Source organism: Kitasatospora sp. NPDC034533 (genome assembly GCF_055575155.1).
In genome coordinates this window covers 207,130-225,265 of the sequence record NZ_JBVITE010000002.1, presented here as the reverse complement: position 1 = coordinate 225,265, position 18,136 = coordinate 207,130, and the positions used below count along the sequence as shown (strand labels likewise).

General features: G+C 71.3%; 19 protein-coding genes, 1 tRNA gene and 1 pseudogene. 16 read left to right on the top strand and 5 right to left on the bottom strand.

Features of this window, described 5'->3' with window-relative positions:
- Positions 1-23: 23 nt before the first annotated feature.
- The 11 genes from ACZ55U_RS02685 (at position 24) to ACZ55U_RS02635 (ending at position 6,721) form a co-directional block, all read left to right on the top strand.
- Positions 24-236 carry a hypothetical protein gene (locus ACZ55U_RS02685; RefSeq protein ID WP_465521624.1) on the top strand — a complete coding sequence of 71 codons (213 nt, stop codon included), beginning with the start codon at positions 24-26 and terminating at the stop codon, positions 234-236.
- Positions 237-247: 11 nt separating this feature from the next.
- Entirely contained in the window at positions 248-982 is a 735-nt protein-coding gene (locus ACZ55U_RS02680) for a DUF2637 domain-containing protein (protein WP_465521622.1), read from the top strand.
- Positions 983-994: 12 nt separating this feature from the next.
- Positions 995-1,192: a hypothetical protein gene (locus tag ACZ55U_RS02675; protein WP_465521620.1), complete on the top strand. Its 198-nt coding sequence runs from the start codon at positions 995-997 to the stop codon at positions 1,190-1,192.
- Positions 1,193-1,215: 23 nt separating this feature from the next.
- Positions 1,216-1,746, top strand: coding sequence for a DUF6197 family protein (locus ACZ55U_RS02670; RefSeq protein WP_465521618.1), 531 nt, complete (start codon positions 1,216-1,218; stop codon positions 1,744-1,746).
- Between the two features lie 91 nt (positions 1,747-1,837).
- The gene (locus tag ACZ55U_RS02665; RefSeq protein ID WP_465521616.1) at positions 1,838-2,386 is read left to right on the top strand and encodes a GGDEF domain-containing protein; all 549 of its coding nucleotides are present in this window, start codon (positions 1,838-1,840) and stop codon (positions 2,384-2,386) included.
- A 101-nt stretch (positions 2,387-2,487) separates the two neighbouring features.
- Complete coding sequence (locus tag ACZ55U_RS02660) at positions 2,488-2,673, top strand: hypothetical protein (protein WP_465521614.1); 186 nt, start codon at positions 2,488-2,490, stop codon at positions 2,671-2,673.
- Between the two features lie 3 nt (positions 2,674-2,676).
- Entirely contained in the window at positions 2,677-2,844 is a 168-nt protein-coding gene (locus tag ACZ55U_RS02655; RefSeq protein WP_465521612.1) for a hypothetical protein, read from the top strand.
- Between the two features lie 66 nt (positions 2,845-2,910).
- Positions 2,911-3,975 (top strand): DNA cytosine methyltransferase, encoded by a 1,065-nt coding sequence (locus ACZ55U_RS02650; protein ID WP_465521610.1) that lies wholly within the window; start codon positions 2,911-2,913, stop codon positions 3,973-3,975.
- Positions 3,972-5,396 carry a replication initiator gene (locus tag ACZ55U_RS02645; RefSeq protein ID WP_465521608.1) on the top strand — a complete coding sequence of 475 codons (1,425 nt, stop codon included), beginning with the start codon at positions 3,972-3,974 and terminating at the stop codon, positions 5,394-5,396. Before ACZ55U_RS02650 ends, ACZ55U_RS02645 begins: the two co-directional genes overlap by 4 nt.
- A complete protein-coding gene (locus ACZ55U_RS02640; RefSeq protein WP_465521606.1) occupies positions 5,381-5,593 on the top strand; it encodes an excisionase family DNA-binding protein in 213 nt (70 codons plus the stop codon). The genes ACZ55U_RS02645 and ACZ55U_RS02640 overlap by 16 nt, the downstream gene beginning before the upstream one ends.
- Positions 5,594-6,721 (top strand): tyrosine-type recombinase/integrase, encoded by a 1,128-nt coding sequence (locus ACZ55U_RS02635; RefSeq protein WP_465521604.1) that lies wholly within the window; start codon positions 5,594-5,596, stop codon positions 6,719-6,721.
- A gap of 80 nt (positions 6,722-6,801) precedes the next feature.
- On the opposite strand, the gene ACZ55U_RS02630 is transcribed toward ACZ55U_RS02635, so the two are convergent.
- Positions 6,802-6,875: transfer RNA gene (locus ACZ55U_RS02630), tRNA-Gly, on the bottom strand.
- Between the two features lie 274 nt (positions 6,876-7,149).
- On the opposite strand from ACZ55U_RS02630, the gene ACZ55U_RS02625 reads away from it, so the two are divergent.
- Together ACZ55U_RS02625 and dcd are read left to right on the top strand one after the other, a co-directional pair.
- The gene (locus tag ACZ55U_RS02625) at positions 7,150-7,371 is read left to right on the top strand and encodes a hypothetical protein (RefSeq protein WP_174315667.1); all 222 of its coding nucleotides are present in this window, start codon (positions 7,150-7,152) and stop codon (positions 7,369-7,371) included.
- Positions 7,372-7,442: 71 nt separating this feature from the next.
- Positions 7,443-8,018, top strand: a complete 576-nt coding sequence (gene dcd / locus ACZ55U_RS02620) for a dCTP deaminase (RefSeq protein WP_465521602.1) — start codon at positions 7,443-7,445, stop codon at positions 8,016-8,018.
- A gap of 68 nt (positions 8,019-8,086) precedes the next feature.
- On the opposite strand, the gene ACZ55U_RS02615 is transcribed toward dcd, so the two are convergent.
- The 4 genes and pseudogenes from ACZ55U_RS02615 to ACZ55U_RS02600 form a co-directional block, all read right to left on the bottom strand.
- The gene (locus tag ACZ55U_RS02615) at positions 8,087-8,977 is read right to left on the bottom strand and encodes an alanyl-tRNA editing protein (RefSeq protein ID WP_465521600.1); all 891 of its coding nucleotides are present in this window, start codon (positions 8,975-8,977) and stop codon (positions 8,087-8,089) included.
- 96 nt (positions 8,978-9,073) lie between these two features.
- Complete coding sequence (locus ACZ55U_RS02610) at positions 9,074-9,949, bottom strand: Yip1 family protein (RefSeq protein WP_465521598.1); 876 nt, start codon at positions 9,947-9,949, stop codon at positions 9,074-9,076.
- A gap of 405 nt (positions 9,950-10,354) precedes the next feature.
- Positions 10,355-11,428 (bottom strand): annotated as a pseudogene (manB, locus tag ACZ55U_RS02605) (mannose-1-phosphate guanylyltransferase); the annotation flags it as partial.
- 324 nt (positions 11,429-11,752) lie between these two features.
- The gene (locus ACZ55U_RS02600) at positions 11,753-13,975 is read right to left on the bottom strand and encodes a (Fe-S)-binding protein (RefSeq protein ID WP_465521596.1); all 2,223 of its coding nucleotides are present in this window, start codon (positions 13,973-13,975) and stop codon (positions 11,753-11,755) included.
- A gap of 332 nt (positions 13,976-14,307) precedes the next feature.
- Here ACZ55U_RS02600 and dnaK point away from each other — a divergent pair, with 332 nt between their 5' ends.
- From dnaK to dnaJ, 3 genes are all read left to right on the top strand, one after another.
- The gene (gene dnaK, locus ACZ55U_RS02595) at positions 14,308-16,149 is read left to right on the top strand and encodes a molecular chaperone DnaK (RefSeq protein WP_316522441.1); all 1,842 of its coding nucleotides are present in this window, start codon (positions 14,308-14,310) and stop codon (positions 16,147-16,149) included.
- The gene (gene grpE / locus ACZ55U_RS02590) at positions 16,146-16,757 is read left to right on the top strand and encodes a nucleotide exchange factor GrpE (protein WP_465521594.1); all 612 of its coding nucleotides are present in this window, start codon (positions 16,146-16,148) and stop codon (positions 16,755-16,757) included. The genes dnaK and grpE overlap by 4 nt, the downstream gene beginning before the upstream one ends.
- Before the next feature lie 223 nt (positions 16,758-16,980).
- Positions 16,981-18,135, top strand: a complete 1,155-nt coding sequence (gene dnaJ, locus ACZ55U_RS02585; protein WP_465521592.1) for a molecular chaperone DnaJ — start codon at positions 16,981-16,983, stop codon at positions 18,133-18,135.
- The last annotated feature ends 1 nt before the right edge of the window (position 18,136 follow it).

Here is an 18,136-nt window from a genome sequence, read left to right as displayed (position 1 = left end):
CCCGCGATCCCCTGGAGTCAGCAATGCAGCAGGACACCTACTTCTGCGTCCTCACGATGCAGCAGACCGTGCGCGGCATGTCCGCCATCGGAACCTTCGCCAACACGATCAAGCCGACGCCGCAGATGACCCGCGCGGACATCTACGAGAAGGCGATCCGCATGCTGACGCGCCAGCAGCCGGAGTTGGCGGGCGGCGTCGTCCTCTTCTTCTCCCTCGACAAGAACCAGCTCTGACGGAGCCCGCCATGCGCCGACTCCCCAAGCTGGACGCCGTACTCGCGCAGGCGGTGATCGCCGCCGCACTCTCGTTCGCCCACCTGCACGACCTCGCCGAAGCCGCCGGACAGGCCGGATGGAAGTCCTGGGCCTACCCGGTCTCCGTCGACCTGCTGCTCGTCGCCGCCTGGCGCCGGATGCGCACCGGAACGGCCCGTCGGCTCGCCTGGTGCTGGTTCGTCATCGCCCTGGCCGCGTCGCTCGGCGCCAACGTCGGCACCGCCGGCCTCCTCGACCTCGCCAACGCCCCGGCCTGGCTACGCGTCCTGGTCGCCGGCTGGCCCGCCGCCGCCTTCCTCGGCGGCACCCTGCTGGCCCACTCCGCCACCGCGTCGTCCGAGGAAACCCCCGCGGTCGAGCCCGAACCGGACGACGCCGAGACCGACGACGCGCCGCCGCTGTACGTCCCGGCCGCCGAACCGATCACCGAGCCGGATGTCGAGCCGACGCCCGTCGAGCCGCCCATGGCTGTCCCGGCGATCGAACCCGCTCCCGAGCCCGCTCCGGCGCCGGTGCCCATGCCGGTCACGGCCTCCGCCCCGGCCCCCGCTCCCACGGTCCCGGCCTTCCTCCTCGACCACGCCCGCAAGGTCGCCGACGACCACCGCAACCGCACCGGCAACCCGATCGACGCCGCCACACTCCGCGCCCGCCTCGGGGTTCAAGACCCGCTCGCCTCGGCGCTCGCCGCCGAACTCGTCTGAAGGGCTCACCTGGTGAACATCCACCTGCCGCTCATCGTCGTCCTCACGATCGCCGCCTGGTTCATCGTCCGGAACCTCCGCCTGCGCTGGTGGGCCGTCGCCGCGCTCGTCCTCCTCGGCTTCTACCTCGCCGACACCTCCGCCGCTCCGCTGATCGACAACACGACCCATGACGGCGTGAACGTCATCAACAAGACCACCACCAAGTAGAACCCCAGAAAGGAGAGTTGACCGTGAAGACCATCACCTCCTTGCCGCCTCTGGTCACCGTGGACGGCTCCGGGCTCGTCGCCGAAATCGAGGCGTACCTTGCCTCCCTGCCCGCCCCGTCCCGCATCGCGGTCCCGTACGTCTCCCCGCTCGGCTCCACCATTCAGCCCTGGAACGTCGGCTACCCGGTGCCCCGGCTCACGCTCCTCGACCGGATCACCCACCGCCCGGCCCGCCCGGTCCCGGTGAGCGCCGCCAGCCACCTCCGGCTCACCTCCTGCTACATCAACGCCTTCGGCTGGCTCCAGGGCGCCATGTGGGACTCCGCCGGCCGCGTCTGCCTCCTCGGCGCCCAGGCCGCCGTCCTCGCCCACGGCTACGGCACCCCGGCCACCGTCACCACCGCCCGGGTCCAGCTCATGGAGATCCTGCACGCCACCGGCCGCCCCGTGAACTCCCCGGACGAGTACAACGACCGCCCCACCACCCGCCGGACCGACATCCACCAGCTGCTCGACCGCGCCGCCGCCCGCGCCCAGCGCCTCGGCCTCTGACCTCCCCGGGGACGGCCAACACGCCGCCAGCATCCCGCCGCCCCGGAGATCGCAACCCCCAACCACCCCCGCCCATCACGAAGGACCGCAGATGGATCTGCCCACGGCCTTTGCTGCCGCTGTCCCACTGATCGGATGGACCACCCACGGCACCTGGCTGAGCCGGCGCCTCGCCACCGCCCGCCGCGACCCGCTCACCGGGCTCCACACCCGCGACGGCTTCACCGCCCGCGCCCACCGGCTGACCCAGCGCCACCCGGACCGCGCCTCGGTGCTGCTGATCGACCTGGACGACTTCAAGGCCACCAACGACACCTACGGCCACGCCGCCGGCGACGCGGTCATCACCGCCACCGCCGCCCGGTTGTCCGCCTGGTGCGGCCGTCCCGGCGTTGCTGCCCGCCTCGGTGGAGACGAGTTCGCCGCCGTCGTCCTGGACGCCCCGTCGCGTCTGCCCGAACTGCGCGCGGCCCTCAACCAGCCGGTCCCGTACGCCGGCTCCATGCTTCCGGCCTCCGCCTCGGTGGGCATCTGCCCCGTCGTCGAGCTGCCGGTCGTCTCGCTCACAGACGCGCTCGCCTCCGCCGACCGGGACATGTACGCGCACAAGCGCGACGGCCGCACGACCCGCCGCCGCTGATTCGAAGACCGACCTCGGGGCGGCAACACGCCGCCAAGCATCCCGCCGCCCCGAGGCCGCAACCCCTTCCCGAACCGAAGCCCACGAAGGAGAGCTCCATCATGCCGCAGCACAACCACGCCCCGAACCGGATCTGCCCGAACTGCTCCGGCTTCGCCGCCGTCGCCATCGCCACCGGCGTCCGCCTGCGCGACGGCTCCCGCGCCACCGTCCCGGTCAACTGCCCGACCTGCTACGGCGCCGGCACCATCGCCCGCCCGCTGGTCACCACCACCCAGGTGGCCTGACCGATGGCCCTCCTCGACTGGCGCGACTCCAAGCACTGGGACCCGAAGCCCGCCCCCTGCGGCATCTGCGACAAGCCCACCAACCTGCGCTCCGACCGTGGCAAGCCCGTCCACAAGGTGTGCGCCGAGGAGTGGACCGACCGCCACCAGAAGCCCGCCGACCAGTCCTGACCAGCCCGGCCCCGGGACTGGTGCCGCTGGTCCGTCCCGGGGCCTTCCCTGAGGGGAGGAACCGCCTTGCACCGCCACATCATCGACCTGTTCGCCGGCCCCGGCGGCTGGTCCGAGGGACTGCGCCGCCTCGGCCACTCCGACATCGGCCTGGAGATCGACGCCGCTGCCTGTGCCACCCGGGCCGCCGCCGGCCACCACACCATCCGCACCGACGTCGCCGCCTACCCGACCACCCCGCTCGTCGGAAAAGTCTCCGGCCTGATCGCTTCCCCGCCTTGCCAGACCTTCAGCGCCGCCGGACTCCGCGCCGGAACCGACGACATAGCGCTCTGCCACCAGGCCCTTGACGACCTCGCCGCCGGACGCGACACGCGCACCCTGCTTCGCACGGCCTGTGCCGACCCGCGCTCGCTCCTGGCCGTCGAACCCCTGCGGTACGCCCTCGACGTCCGACCCGCCTGGATCGCCCTGGAGGAAGTCCCCGCGGTGGAACCCCTCTTCGGCCACATCGCGCGAATCCTGCGCGGCATCGGCTATTCGGCCTGGGTCGGCATCCTCAACGCTGCCGATTACGGCATTCCACAGACCCGCCGCCGGGCCTTTCTACTGGCTTCCGCGGCACGTCCGATCTCTCCGCCCGACCCCACCCACGCCGCCGCAGCTCAACCGGAGAGCCTGTTCGGTCCCGGCCGCGCCGCGTGGGTTGCCATGGCCGACGCCCTCAGCATCCCTGCCGGCGATGTCGTCACCCGCGGCGAGCACCACAGCGGCGGCAACCGCTTCACCACCTCTGGCCCCGCCTGGGCCCTGACCGGACGGTCCCGTTCCTGGACGCTCCGAGTCGGAAACCGCCCCTCCGCCACCCGTCGTCCCGCCGACGCGCCCGCGCCGACGCTCCTCTTCGGCCACTCCATGAAGGACGTGTCCTGGCTGGACGACAACGGCACCCCGGTCCGGCGGCTTAGCGTTCCCGAAGCCTCCGTCCTACAGGACTTCGCCGTCGACTATCCGTGGACCGGATCACGCACCAAGCAGTTCGAGCAGATCGGCAACGCCGTCCCGCCCGGCCTCGCCGCAGCGGCTCTCCGCTCGGTCCTGGAGCCCGCCCGTCTGGCGGTGGCCGCATGATGCCGACCATCCGCCCTGAGCGTGACCGCCTGGCCATTCCCGACCTCGTCCGCCTGGCGTCCAGGGGAGACCTCCCCCGACTCGCCGACCAGATCCGCCGCACCGGCGGGTGCTCGAACCCGATGCACCTCAAGGGCTTCCGCACCCTCACCCATGCCCCGACCGGCGCCGTCTGGCACCGCTACTCGACCGACCACGAACCCGGCGGACGCCTCAAGGTCGCCTGCGGTAACCGCCGGGCCTCCCGCTGCCCCTCTTGCGCCCGGACGTACTCGGCGGACACCTTCCACCTGATCCGCGCAGGCCTCGCCGGCGACACCACCAAGGGCGTCCCGGCGACGGTCCGCTCCCACCCCCGGGTCTTCGCCACCCTCACCGCACCCAGCTTCGGCCCCGTCCACAACCGGCCCGACAAGGGCACCTGCCGCTGCGGCCACGCCCACCCCGCCGGCTCTCCGCTGCTCGGCACGCCGCTGGACTCGGAGAAGTACGAGTACGGGCACGCGGTGCTGTGGAACAACCACGCCCCCGACCTGTGGCGCCGCTTCACCATCTACCTGTTCCGGACCATGGCAAAGATGGCCAGCCTGTACCAGTACGAGTTCAAGGAGCAGGCGAAGATCTCTTTCGGCAAGGTCGCCGAGTACCAGCGCCGGGGCGCCGTCCACTTCCACGCCGTGATCCGCATCGACGGCCCCGGCGGGCCCGACACGCCCCCGCCCGCCTGGGCAACCGTCGCCCTGCTGGACGCCGCTATCCGGGCCGCCGCCCGCCGTGCCGGTGTCCCCGTCGCCGCCGGGGGCGACCAACCCGCCCGCGTCCTGGAATGGGGCACCCAGGTGGACGTGCGGCCGATCGGGGCCTTCGCCGGTGGGGAGATCACGGAGCAAGCCGTCGCCTCCTACATCGCCAAGTACGCCACCAAGTCCGCCGAAACGACCGAGACCGTGGACCGCCGCATTCTGGAGCGCCACGAACTCGACCGGCACGACCTGCCCGCCCATACCCGGCGCCTGATCGAAGCCTGCTGGGACCTGGACCGGCACTACCCCGGCCGCCTGCTGGCGCACTGGTCCCACATGCTCGGCTTCCGGGGCCACTTCTCCAGCAAGTCCCCCACCTACTCGACCACCCTCGGCGCCCTCCGCCAAGTCCGCGCCGACTACCGCGCCCACCAAGCCCGCACCGAACTCCGGGAACGTCTCCTCGCCGCCGGCCTCCCGGACCTGGACGACCTGCCCGACGCCGAGACGCTGGTGGTCGCCCACTGGGCCTTCGCCGGCGCCGGAAACTCCCCGGGTGAAGCCATGATCGCCGCGTCGATCGCCCGGGATCTGCACGAACGCCACACCACCGACCGACAGGAGATGCGCGCACAACTCGCGCGAGAAGAGGGGGAATCAGCATGGGCCACTTGCTGACGATCAAGGAGGTCGCCGAACGTCTTGGCACCTGGGAGACCAGCGGGGAGCGGTTCCCCCGGCGCCTGGTCGCCGAGCGCCGGATCGCCTTCGTGAAGGTCGGCCGTCACGTGCGCATCACGGAAGCGGCCCTGTCCGAGTACGTGACCGCCAACACCGTTCAGCCCCGGTCCCGTCGACTGCGGGCGGTGGCCTAAGTGGCAAGCAAGCGACGGCAGTTCGGCCGAATCCGCAAGCTTCCGTCCGGCCGCTTTCAGGCCCGGTACCTCGACCCGACCGGCGTCCTTCGGCCGGCGCCCGAGACCTTCGAGACCAAGACCGACGCGGACGACTGGTTGGCCGAGATGCAGACCAGCATCCGCAAGAAGGACTGGCGCGACCCGGACGCCGGAGCGGTCAACTTCGCCAAGTACGCCGACGCGTGGATCACGGAGCGCGGCCTGATGCCGACCACCCTGGAGCTGTACCGCCGGCTGCTGCGGCTACACCTCCAGCCGACTTTCGGTAGCCTCGACCTGGACGAGATCACGCCGCCGCTCGTCCGCGCCTGGCGGGCCGAACTCCGGGCCACCGGCAAGCACACCACGGCCGCGAAGGCATACCGCCTGCTCAAGTCCGTGATGGCCACCGCGACCGATGACGAGCTGATCCGCCGGAACCCGTGCCGGATCAAGGGCGCGGGCAAGGAGTCGGCCGAGGAACGCGGGGTCGCCAGCATCGAGAAGGTCTACGAGCTGGCCGAGTACGTGGGGCTGCGCTGGCGCGCCATGGTCCTGCTCGCCGCCTTCACGACGCTCCGCCCGGAGGAGCTGGCCGAGCTGCGGCGCAAGGACATCGACCTCGTGGCCGGAACGGTCCGCGTCCGGCTCGCCGCCCCGGAACTCAACACCGGCCGGCGGGCACTCGGCGACACGAAGTCCGAAGCGGGAAAGCGCGTCGTGACCATCCCGGCCGCCGTCCTGCCGGATGTCCGGCTGCACCTGGAGCTGTTCGCCGAGAAGGGGGATGAGGGTCTGCTGTTCGTCGGCGAGAAGGGTGCCCCGTTCCGCCGGACCACCTTCGGGCGAACCTGGCGGAAGGCTCGCGCGAAGGCGGGCATGCCGGGCTTCCGCTTCTACGACCTGCGGCACACCGGCAACAACCTGGCCGCCGCCACCGGGGCCAGCCTCAAGGAGCTGATGGCTCGCATGGGACACGCCTCCGTTCGGGCTGCGCTGATCTACCAGCACGCGACCAGCGAGCGCGACAAGAAGATCGCGGACGGCATGGACACTGCGATCAACGATGCTCTCGGTCGGGGCACGACACCGCCCGACCAGCCGTAGAGACACGCAGGGGGCACGGAAGCCCAGAAACGCGAAAGGCCCGGGTCGGGGATCATGCCCCTGACCTGGGCCTTTACTGCTGGAGCGGGCGACGAGAATCGAACTCGCGCTCTAAGCTTGGGAAGCTCATGTTCTACCATTAAACTACGCCCGCCTGATGAGCCGTCAGAGACCGCTCGATCCAGTGTCACTGTACCCCATCTGCGACGGTGGTTGCACAGGGGGGCGGTGGACGTGGCGGAGCGGGGTGGGGCGGGTGCGGGGGCGTACTGTTTGGGCCGCGTGCGAGTGCCCCGGCGGGTGGGGGCCGGGCGGCGAGCCATGGTGAGGAATGTCCGGAACATCCCCTAATGTGACGCTGTCCTGGGGCTCGGCCGCCGGGGACGCGAGTACGGGTGAGTACTGGGTTAGGGATGGGAAGGGGATCGATGGAGCAGCGCGCCGTCGTTCGTTGTGCCGAGGGGCACCTGTTCAGCACCACCACGTTTCCGATGCAGAACCTCGGTCCGGGCCGGCTGGGGCCCGGGAGGTTGATCCGCTGTCCGCAGTGTGGACGGCTGCGGAGTTCGGTGCTGGCCGACGTGCGGGAGCTGTCGGAGCCGCAACTGGCGCGGGCCATGCGGCTGGAGGCCGCGGAGTTCCTGGCCTGACGGCGGACGGATGGGCAGGTGGGCCCCGGGCTGATTCGTCCGGGGCCCTTTCTTGCACGTAACCTCGAAGCGTGCTGCTCTCTGACAAGGACATCCGTACCGAAATCGACCGGGGCCGGGTCGTCATCGACCCGTTCGACCCGGCGATGATCCAGCCGTCGAGCATCGACGTGCGCCTCGACCGCTTCTTCCGCGTGTTCGAGAACCACAAGTACCCGCACATCGACCCCTCCGAGGAGCAGCCGGACCTGACCCGGCTGGTCGAGCCGGACGGCGACGAGGCGTTCATCCTGCACCCCGGCGAGTTCGTGCTGGCCTCGACGTACGAGGTCATCACGCTGCCGGACGACGTCGCGTCCCGGCTGGAGGGCAAGTCGAGCCTGGGCCGGCTGGGCCTGCTCACCCACTCCACGGCCGGCTTCATCGACCCCGGCTTCAGCGGGCACGTGACCCTGGAGCTGTCGAACGTCGCGACGCTGCCGATCAAGCTGTACCCGGGCATGAAGATCGGGCAGCTGTGCCTGTTCCGGCTCTCCTCGCCCTCGGAGCACCCGTACGGCTCGGAGCGCTACGGCTCGCGCTACCAGGGCCAGCGCGGCCCGACGCCGTCCCGCTCGTACCTCAACTTCCACCGGACGCAGGTCTGACGGAGACCTCCGGAGCGCACGCACGACGGGCGGCCACCCCGAGCCGGGGTGGCCGCCCGCGGCGTTTCTCAGGCCCGCTTGGGGCTGGTGACGGCGACCAGCTCGGTGCCGTCCGCGGACAGCCGCAGCTCGGTGCGCAGCCCGGCCAGCTCGCCGAGGTGGTGCAGGTGGGTGCCGCCGCAGAAGATCCGCGCGCCGCCCTCGGGCAGCTCGCAGTGCCACTGGCGGCGGGCGGTGAGCTCGGGGCCGGGCACCTCGATGCGGACCGGGGCGTCGGCGGCGACCCAGGCGGCGAGCCGGGCGTTGACGGCCTCGGTGAGGGCGGGCAGGGCGTCGGCGAGGGCCGGGAACTCCTCGGTGGCGTCCACCGTGAAGCCCTTCTTCTTCAGCGACTTGCCGAGCCGGTAGGTGTCCGTGCTGGCCTCGGTGTCCATCACCGAGCTCGCCATGGCGAGGCTGTCGAAGTCCGGGTTGCCGAAGGCGTCCGCGCGGCCCGGGTCCTTGCGCCAGCGCGGGGCGAGCGCGGCGTTCAGGGCGAGGGCGAGCAGGTGGCAGCCGCTGTGCGAGGCGCTGAGGGCCCCCCGGCGCTCGGCGTCGACGGCGAGCGCCGCGGTACGGCCGACGACGTCACCGGGGTTCCTGTCGAGGACGTGCAGGACCAGCCAGGACCACTCCTCGTCACCGCGCCGGACCGGGATGTCGGCGCCGACCAGCAGCTCCCCGCCGTCCGGGCCGACGGCGCCGGTCAGGCAGTCGACCACGGCCAGCTCGGTGCCGTCCACGGTCAGGGTGCCGAGGTCGGCCGGCTGGTCGGGCCAGGTGTGGTCGAGCGGGTGGAACGGGGTCGCCTCGGTGACGACGGCGTACCGGCCGTCGGCCAGCGGGTGCACCGCGAGCACCGGGGACTCGCCGGTCACCGCCCCGGCCGGGAAGCTGACGTGGGTGGTGGGGAGGGGCATGCCTGGCTCCGGTGAAGGTGGGACGACGAGGGTGGGGCGGGTGCGGCGCTCGGCCGCGGCCCGCTCCCCCATTCTGCCCTCCGCCCGTTCGGCCCCTCAGCCCAGCGTCGGCAGTTTGATCAGCACCAGCAGCGCGACCAGCTGCACCGCCGAGGCGGCGGCGGCCTTGCCCCAGGGCAGGTCGTGCAGCCGCCGGACCATGCTGGTCAGCAGGTACGCGCAGAGCATCCAGGTGGCCCAGCCGACGAGCTGGACGACGGCGCTGCCGGAGGGCAGCACCAGGTCGAGCAGCAACCGGGGCGCGTCGGTCAGCCAGCCGATCAGCGCGGCCAGGCCGATGGTCGCCTTCCACGGGCCGTCGCCGCCCAGCTGGCGGGCCAGCGCGTAGGTGACCGTGCCGAAGATCGCACCGGTCACGGTGAAGCCGATGGCGGCGGCGAGGATGCCGGTCAGCGCCACGGTGAAGGTCGAGTTGACGATGTCGTCGTGGGTCAGCCCTATGCCGAGCACCGCGAGCGCGCCGTACACCAGCGAGACGGTGAGGGCGGGCAGCCAGACCTGGTGGTCGCGGGTGCGGTCGAAGATCGCGGTCGGGGTGCGGAACAGGCCGAGGAACAGCTCGCGCCAGTGCGGGCGGGGCCCGGCGACGTGCGGGGCGGACTGGCCGCCCGCCCGGTAGACGGCGACGTTGTCCTGGCCGTACGGCTGCTGGTCGTAGCCCTGCTCGGGGCCGTACCCCTGGTCCGGGCCGTAACCCTGGTCGGGGCCGTACCCCTGGTCCGGGCCGTACCCCCGCTCCGGGCCGTAGCCGTGCCCGGGCCCGTACGGCGGCTGCTGCCCGTGGCCGCCGTCGTAGTAGCCCTGCTCCCCCGCGTACGGGTCGCCGATCGGGAAGGCCCGGGTGCTGCCGGGCCGGTCCGCCGCGTACGGGTCGTGCCCGCCCCCCGCCGGGTACCCCGGCCCACCGGGCACGCCGCCGTGCCCGACCGGCCCGCCGTGCCCGACCGGACCACCATTCCCACCGTGTCCGACCGCCCCGCCTGGCACGCTCGGGTGCGAGGTCGTGAAGTACTCCGGCCCGTCCGTCCCCCCGTGCCCCCCGGAGGCCCCCGGCGGCGGCGGAGGGGCCGACCACCCGCCGTGCGGACGGTCGGCGCCCTGACCGCTGTCGTATCGATTACCAGCCACGGTCCGAAGGTACCCGTCCGGCCGGGTGCGCGTCGGCCCGGGACGAAGCCGGGGCCGGTTTGCAGCGAGGCTGAGACGAACGGGGGCCGAAAAGCCGCTACCGCTGCAAGGCCGCTACCGCTGCGCGCTGACCGACGGCCCGTGCACCGCCGCCGCCGCGCTGGTGCCGGCCGGGCAGCCGCCCGGGCCGGCCGAGGTGCGGACGGCGCCGACCGGCAGCAGGGTGCCGCAGGCGATCCGGATGCCGTTCGGCAGCTCGTTGTCCGACTCCACGATCGCGCCGTCGCCGATCACCGCGCCGTCCAGCGCCGAGCGGGCGCCGACGGTGGCGAAGGCGCCCACGATCGAGTCCTTGACCAGGGTGTCCGGGCCGATCACCGCGCCCGGCAGGATCACGCTGCCCTCGACGATCGCGCCGGCCTCGACCACCGCGTCCTCGGCGACCACGGTGCCGCCGCTGAGCACCGCGCCCGGGTGGACGGTGGCGCCGGGCAGCAGCAGGGCGTCACCGGTCGGGCCGGGGACGGCCGGGGAGTCGACCTTGCCGAGCACCAGGTCGGCCGAGCCGCGCACGAAGGCCGCCGGGGTGCCCAGGTCCAGCCAGTACGAGGTGTCGACGACGCCGCGCAGCAGCGCGCCGGTGGCCAGCAGCTCGGGGAAGGTCTCGCGCTCGACGGACACCTCGCGGCCGGCCGGGATGCGGTCGATCACGGACCGGGTGAAGACGTAGCAGCCGGCGTTGATCTGGTCGGTGACGATCTGCTCGGGGGTCTCCGGCTTCTCCAGGAACTCCAGCACCCGGCCGTCCGCGTCCGTCGGGACGAGGCCGAAGGCGCGCGGGTCCTCGACCCGGGTCAGGTGCAGCGTGACGTCCGCCCCGGCGGCCACGTGGCCGTCGCGCAGGGCGGCGATGTCGACGCCGGAGAGGATGTCGCCGTTGAAGACCAGGACCGGCTCGTCCGGGCCGCAGGTCAGACCGGAGGCGGCGTTGCGGATGGCCCCGCCGGTGCCCAGCGGCTCGCGCTCGGTCAGGTAGACGAGCTCGATGCCGTACGGGGTGCCGTCCTGGAAGTGGTCCTCGAACACCTCGGCCAGGTAGGAGGTGGCCAGCACCACGCGGGTGACGCCGGCCGCGGCAGCGCGGGCCAGCTGGTGCGCGATGAACGGGACGCCTGCCACCGGCAGCATCGGCTTGGGGGTGTGGGTGGTCAGCGGACGCAGTCGCGTGCCCTTACCACCGACCAGCATGATCGCCTCGGTCATGGTCTGCGCTGTTCCCCTTGTGGTCTCTGCGGCCCGGCCCGGCGGGCCGATACCTCCGTCGTCGGTCTGGACCCGGCCGCCCGGCCGGGTCGCCACCCGTCCGGGGCTTGCGTCCGGGGCGGGCGGACCGGCACGGGCCGGTCCGGGCCTACTGTATTTGCTTCCGACCGAATGCCCGTCCGGCAGCTGTGCGATCGCCGCCGGCCGGTGGGCCGCCCGCCGCGCCCACGCGGGCCGTCCGGGCCCCCAAAGGCCCGGCCCGGCGGGCGCGTTGACGGCGTCCACCGGGCCGGGCAGTTGTAGCAGAACTGTCGAACAGCGGCGCTACGCGTCCACCGTCGCGGGCTCCTCGGTCTCGGCCGGCGGGGTCGCCTTCACCGAGTCGAGCAGCAGCTGGGCCACGTCGACCACCTTCAGGTGCTCCTTGGCCGCGCCGTCGTTCTTCTTGCCGTTGACCGAGTCGGAGAGCATCACCAGGCAGAACGGGCAGGCGGTGGAGACGATGTCCGGGTCCAGCGACAGCGCCTCGTCCACGCGCTCGGTGTTGATCCGCTTGCCGATGCGCTCCTCCATCCACATCCGGGCACCGCCGGCGCCGCAGCAGAAGCCGCGCTCCTTGTGCCGGTGCATCTCCTGCTGGCGCAGCCCCGGGACCTTGTCCATGATCTCGCGCGGCGGGCTGTAGACCTTGTTGTGGCGGCCCAGGTAGCAGGGGTCGTGGTAGGTGATCAGGCCCTCGACCGGGTTCACCGGGACGAGCTTGCCCTCGTCGATCAGGTGCTGGAGCAGCTGGGTGTGGTGGATCACCTCGAAGTGGCCGCCCAGCTGCGGGTACTCGTTGGCGATGGTGTTGAAGCAGTGCGGGCAGGTGGCCACGATCCGCTTGACCGGGGCGTCCTCCAGCGCGGCGTTCAGCGTCTCCACGTTCTGCGCGCCGAGCATCTGGAAGAGGAACTCGTTGCCCAGGCGGCGCGGGGAGTCACCGGTGCAGGTCTCCTCCTTGCCGAGGATCGCGAACTTCACACCCGCGGTGTGGAGCAGTTCGGCGAAGGCCTTGGTGGTCTTCTTGGCCCGGTCCTCCAGGGCGCCGGCGCAGCCGACCCAGTAGAGGTACTCGACCTCGGCGGGGTCGATGTCCTCGCCGATCACCGGCACCACGATGCCGGTCTCCTTCTTGAGCTCCTTGACCCAGTCCAGGCGCGCCTTGGTGGCCAGGCCCCAGGGGTTGCCCTTGTTCTCCAGGTTCTTGAGCATCGTCCCGGCCTCGGTCGGGAAGTTGCTCTCGATCATCACCTGGTAGCGGCGCATGTCGACGATGTGGTCGACGTGCTCGATGTCCACCGGGCACTGCTCGACGCAGGCGCCGCAGGTGGTGCAGGACCACAGCACGTCCGGGTCGATGACACCGCCCTCCTCGGCGGTGCCGATCAGCGGGCGCTCGGCCTCCGCCAGGGCGGCCGCCGGGACGTCCTTGAGCTGCTCGGCGGTGGCCTTCTCCTCCCCCTCCATGTCCTTGCCGCCGCCGGCCAGCAGGTACGGTGCCTTGCCGTAGGCGTGCTCGCGCAGGCTCATGATCAGCAGCTTCGGGGAGAGCGGCTTGCCGGTGTTCCAGGCGGGGCACTGCGACTGGCAGCGGCCGCACTCGGTGCAGGTGGAGAAGTCGAGGATGCCCTTCCAGGAGAAGTGCTCGACCTGGGAGACGCCGAAGACGGCGTCCTCGGCCGGGTCCTCGAAGTCGATCGGCCGGCCGCCGCTGGTCATCGGACGGAGGGCGCCGAGCGCGGTGCCGCCGTCCTCCTCGCGCTTGAAGTAGATGTTGAAGAAACCGAGGAAGCGGTGCCAGGCCACGCCCATCGAGGGGTTGAGGCCGATGGTGATCGCCCACGCGAACGAGATGCAGATCTTCAGCATCGCGAACAGGTAGATCAGGTTCTCCAGCGTGCCGTGCGACACCCCGCCGAACGCCGAGACCAGCGGGTAGGAGACCAGGTGCTCCGGTCCGTACGAGTCGACGTTCTCCAGGGCGCCTTCCAGGCCGCGCAGCATCAGGATGCACAGGCCGATGCCGAGGATCGTGTACTCGACGTAGAAGGCCTGCCAGGCGATCGAGCCGGCGAAGCGGGACTTGCGGCCGGACCGGGAGGGCAGGCTCATCAGCCGGATCACCATCAGGACCAGGATGCCCAGCGTGGTGAGGGTGCCGATCAGCTCGACGAAGAGCTGCCAGACCGTCCAGCGGCCGATCACCGGCAGCGCGAAGTCGGCGTCGAAGAGCTGGCCGAACGCGTTGACCAGGGTCAGCACCAGGCTGAAGAAGCCGACCGCGACGAACCAGTGGGCGACGCCGACGATCCCCCACTTGTTCATCCGGGTGTGGCCGAGGAACTCCTTGGCCGTGGTGGCCACGCGCTGGGCGGGCTGCCCGAAGCGGGTGGTGTCGTCCGCACCGGTGCGGACCACCTTGTAGATGTACAGCGCCGCACGGGCGGCGAGCGCGGTGCCGATCACGAATGTGACCAGCGAGATGACGATCGCTGCTAGCTGCATCGGCTCTCCGTCTCCTGCGGCTTTGCGGTTGAGCAGGCTCTGCGGTTCCACGGTCTGGGAACACCGAGTGTACTGGTCGGTAACTTGCCGGGCCGACGGCCCGGACATTACCGGTGGCTAACGGTTCTCCAGAAGATTCCCAAGCTATGGCGGCAGTCACGTGAGCGCACCCCCGCCACGGCGCGGCGGGGCCGTCGGCCACGGATCGCGGGCCGCTCCGGGGATCCGGCTCAGCAAAGTTGAGCGAACGGCACTCATAGCTGTTGACGCCGCGTGCCCGGTCATGCATCCTTGAGCCTGTAAAGCTCAACTCTTCCGTGGAGGTATCTACGATGGCACGCGCGGTCGGCATCGACCTCGGCACGACGAACTCGGTCGTCAGCGTTCTGGAGGGTGGCGAGCCCACCGTCATCACGAACGCCGAGGGCGCGCGGACCACGCCGTCCGTCGTCGCCTTCGCGAAGAACGGCGAGGTCCTGGTCGGCGAGGTGGCCAAGCGCCAGGCGGTCACCAACGTCGACCGCACCATCCGCTCGGTCAAGCGCCACATGGGCACCGGGTGGAAGATCAACATCGACGGCAAGGACTTCAACCCCCAGCAGATCTCGGCCTTCGTGCTGCAGAAGCTGAAGCGGGACGCCGAGGCGTACCTGGGCGAGACCGTCACCGACGCCGTCATCACCGTCCCGGCGTACTTCAACGACTCCGAGCGCCAGGCCACCAAGGAGGCCGGTGAGATCGCGGGCCTCAACGTCCTGCGCATCGTCAACGAGCCGACTGCGGCCGCGCTCGCGTACGGCCTCGACAAGGACGACCAGACCATCCTGGTCTTCGACCTCGGCGGCGGCACCTTCGACGTCTCCCTGCTGGAGATCGGCGACGGGGTCGTCGAGGTGAAGGCCACCAACGGTGACAACCACCTCGGTGGTGACGACTGGGACCAGCGCGTCGTCGACCACCTGGTCAAGGTCTTCCAGGCCGGCCACGGCGTCGACCTGTCCAAGGACAAGATGGCCCTCCAGCGTCTGCGCGAGGCCGCCGAGAAGGCCAAGATCGAGCTGTCCTCGTCCTCCGAGACCTCGATCAACCTGCCGTACATCACGGCCTCCGCCGAGGGCCCGCTGCACCTGGACGAGAAGCTCACCCGCGCCCAGTTCCAGCAGCTCACCGCGGACCTGCTGGAGCGCTGCAAGGTCCCGTTCCACAACGTGATCAAGGACGCCGGCATCTCGCTCTCCGAGATCGACCACGTCGTCCTGGTCGGTGGCTCGACCCGCATGCCGGCCGTCGCCGAGCTCGTCAAGGAGCTGACCGGCGGCCAGGACGCCAACAAGGGCGTCAACCCGGACGAGGTCGTCGCCATCGGCGCCGCGCTCCAGGCCGGTGTCCTCAAGGGCGAGGTCAAGGACGTCCTGCTGCTCGACGTCACCCCGCTGTCCCTCGGCATCGAGACCAAGGGCGGCATCATGACCAAGCTGATCGAGCGCAACACCACGATCCCGACCAAGCGCTCCGAGATCTTCACCACGGCCGAGGACAACCAGCCGTCCGTGCAGATCCAGGTCTACCAGGGCGAGCGCGAGATCGCCGCGTACAACAAGAAGCTCGGCATGTTCGAGCTGACCGGCCTGCCGCCGGCGCCGCGCGGCCTGCCGCAGATCGAGGTCACCTTCGACATCGACGCCAACGGCATCATGCACGTCGGCGCCAAGGACCTCGGCACCGGCAAGGAGCAGAAGATGACCGTCACCGGCGGCTCCTCGCTGCCGAAGGACGAGGTCGACCGCATGCGCCGCGAGGCCGAGCAGTACGCCGAGGACGACCACAAGCGCCGCGAGGCCGTCGAGACCCGCAACTCCGCCGAGCAGCTCGTCTACTCGACCGAGAAGTTCATCGCCGACAACGCCGACAAGCTGCCGGGCGACGTCAAGACCGAGGTCGAGACCGCCATCGGCGAGCTCAAGGAGGCCCTGAAGGGCGAGGACATCGCGAAGATCCGCGAGGCCTCGGAGAAGGTCTCCACCACCGCGCAGAAGCTCGGCCAGGCGCTGTACGCCAACGCCGACGCCCCCGCCGGTGCCGCCGCGGCCGGTGACTCCGCCCAGGCCAAGGACGACGACGTCGTCGACGCCGAGATCGTCGACGACGAGAAGCCCAAGGGTGGTGCGGCATGACGGACAAGCCGCAGGGCGGCAAGCCCGGCGACGACTCCGCCGCGGAGGAGGCCGTGGTCAAGGCCGCGGAGGAGGCCGCCGCGGGCGGGGAGTCCGGTTCGGAGGAGCTCGCCGCCGCCAAGCGCGAGCTCGCCGAGCGCACCGGGGATCTCCAGCGCCTCCAGGCCGAGTACCAGAACTACCGCAAGCGGGTCGAGCGCGACCGGCTGACCGTCCGCGAGATCGCCGTCTCCAACATCCTGGAGTCGCTGATCCCGGTCCTTGACGACATCGGCCGCGCCCGCGAGCACGGCGAGGTCACGGGCGGCTTCAAGTCCGTCGCCGAGTCGCTGGAGACGGTCGTCGCCAAGCTGGGCCTCCAGCAGTTCGGCAAGGAGGGCGAGCCCTTCGACCCGACCATGCACGAGGCGCTGATGCACAGCTACTCCTCGGACGTCACCGAGAACACCTGTGTGCAGATCCTCCAGCCCGGCTACCGCATCGGCGAGCGGATCATCCGCCCGGCGATGGTGGCCGTCGCCGAACCCCAGCCCGGCAGCCAGGCGTCCCCGGACGCCGAGGCGAAGTCCGCCGACGCGGACAAGTCCGACGGTGGCTCGGACAGCTGACACCCTGTGACAGCTGACAACCAGTGCGCTGCGGAGTCGTACGCCGGCGAGTACGGCGGCCGGCTCCGCAGCGCGCTGTCAGCGGCCGTTCGCCCAGCGGCTGTTGACAGCTCTGTGACGATGGAATTCGGGAGGTGGCGGAAGCCGTGAGCGAGCGCAGCGAGCGAACCCTTGAGGGGCGCGTGTACCGCTCCGCGGCTGCCGAGCGCAGCGAGGTGGACGCATGAGTGGCAAGGACTTTGTCGAGAAGGACTACTACAAGGTCCTCGGCGTGCCCAAGGACGCCACCGCCGCCGAGATCAAGAAGACCTACCGCAAGCTCGCCCGCGAGTTCCACCCCGACGCCAACAAGGGTGACACCAAGGCCGAGGAGCGGTTCAAGGACATCTCCGAGGCGTACGACGTCCTCTCCGACGAGAAGCGCCGCAAGGAGTACGACGAGGCCCGCACCCTCTTCGCCAACGGCGGCTTCCGGGGCGGCAGCCCCGGCGGGGCCGGCGGCTACAGCTTCGACTTCGGCGACCTCTTCAGCGGCAGCCAGGGCGGCGCCGGCGGCGGGCTCGGCGACGTCTTCGGCGGCCTCTTCAACCGCGGCGGCGCCCGGCAGGCCCAGCCCCGGCGCGGCGCCGACGTCGAGACCGAGGTGACGCTCTCCTTCGACGAGGCGGTGGACGGCGCGACCGTCCCGCTGCGGATGACCAGCCAGGCCCCCTGCCGCAGCTGCAACGGCACCGGTGCCAAGTCCGGCACCACCCCGCGGGTCTGCCCGACCTGCGTCGGCGCGGGCACGGTCAGCCGCGGCCAGGGCGCCTTCGCGCTCTCCGAGCCGTGCAAGGACTGCCGCGGCCGGGGCATGATCGTCGACGACCCGTGCCCCGACTGCCACGGCAGCGGCCGGGCCAGCTCGGCCCGCACCATGCAGGTCCGGATCCCGGCCGGCGTCCAGGCCGACCAGCGGATCCGGCTCAAGGGGAAGGGCGCTCAGGGCGAGCGCGGCGGGCAGCCCGGGGACCTCTACGTCACCGTGCACGTCGACCCGCACCCGGTCTTCGGGCGCAAGGGCGACAACCTCACCGTCACCGTCCCGGTCAGCTTCCCCGAGGCGGCGCTCGGCGCCACCATCGAGGTGCCCACGCTGAACGGTCCGGCCGTGAAGCTCAAGCTGCCCCCGGGCAGCGCCAACGGCCTCACCATGCGCGCCCGCGGCAAGGGCGCCACCCGCAAGGACGGCACCCGCGGCGACCTCCTGGTCACCGTGGAGGTCGTGGTGCCCCAGCACGTCACCGGCGACGCGCTGAACGCCCTGGAGCAGTACCGCGAGGCCACCGCCTCCGACGATCCGCGAGCCGACCTGTTCCGGGCGGCGAAGGGAGCGTGAC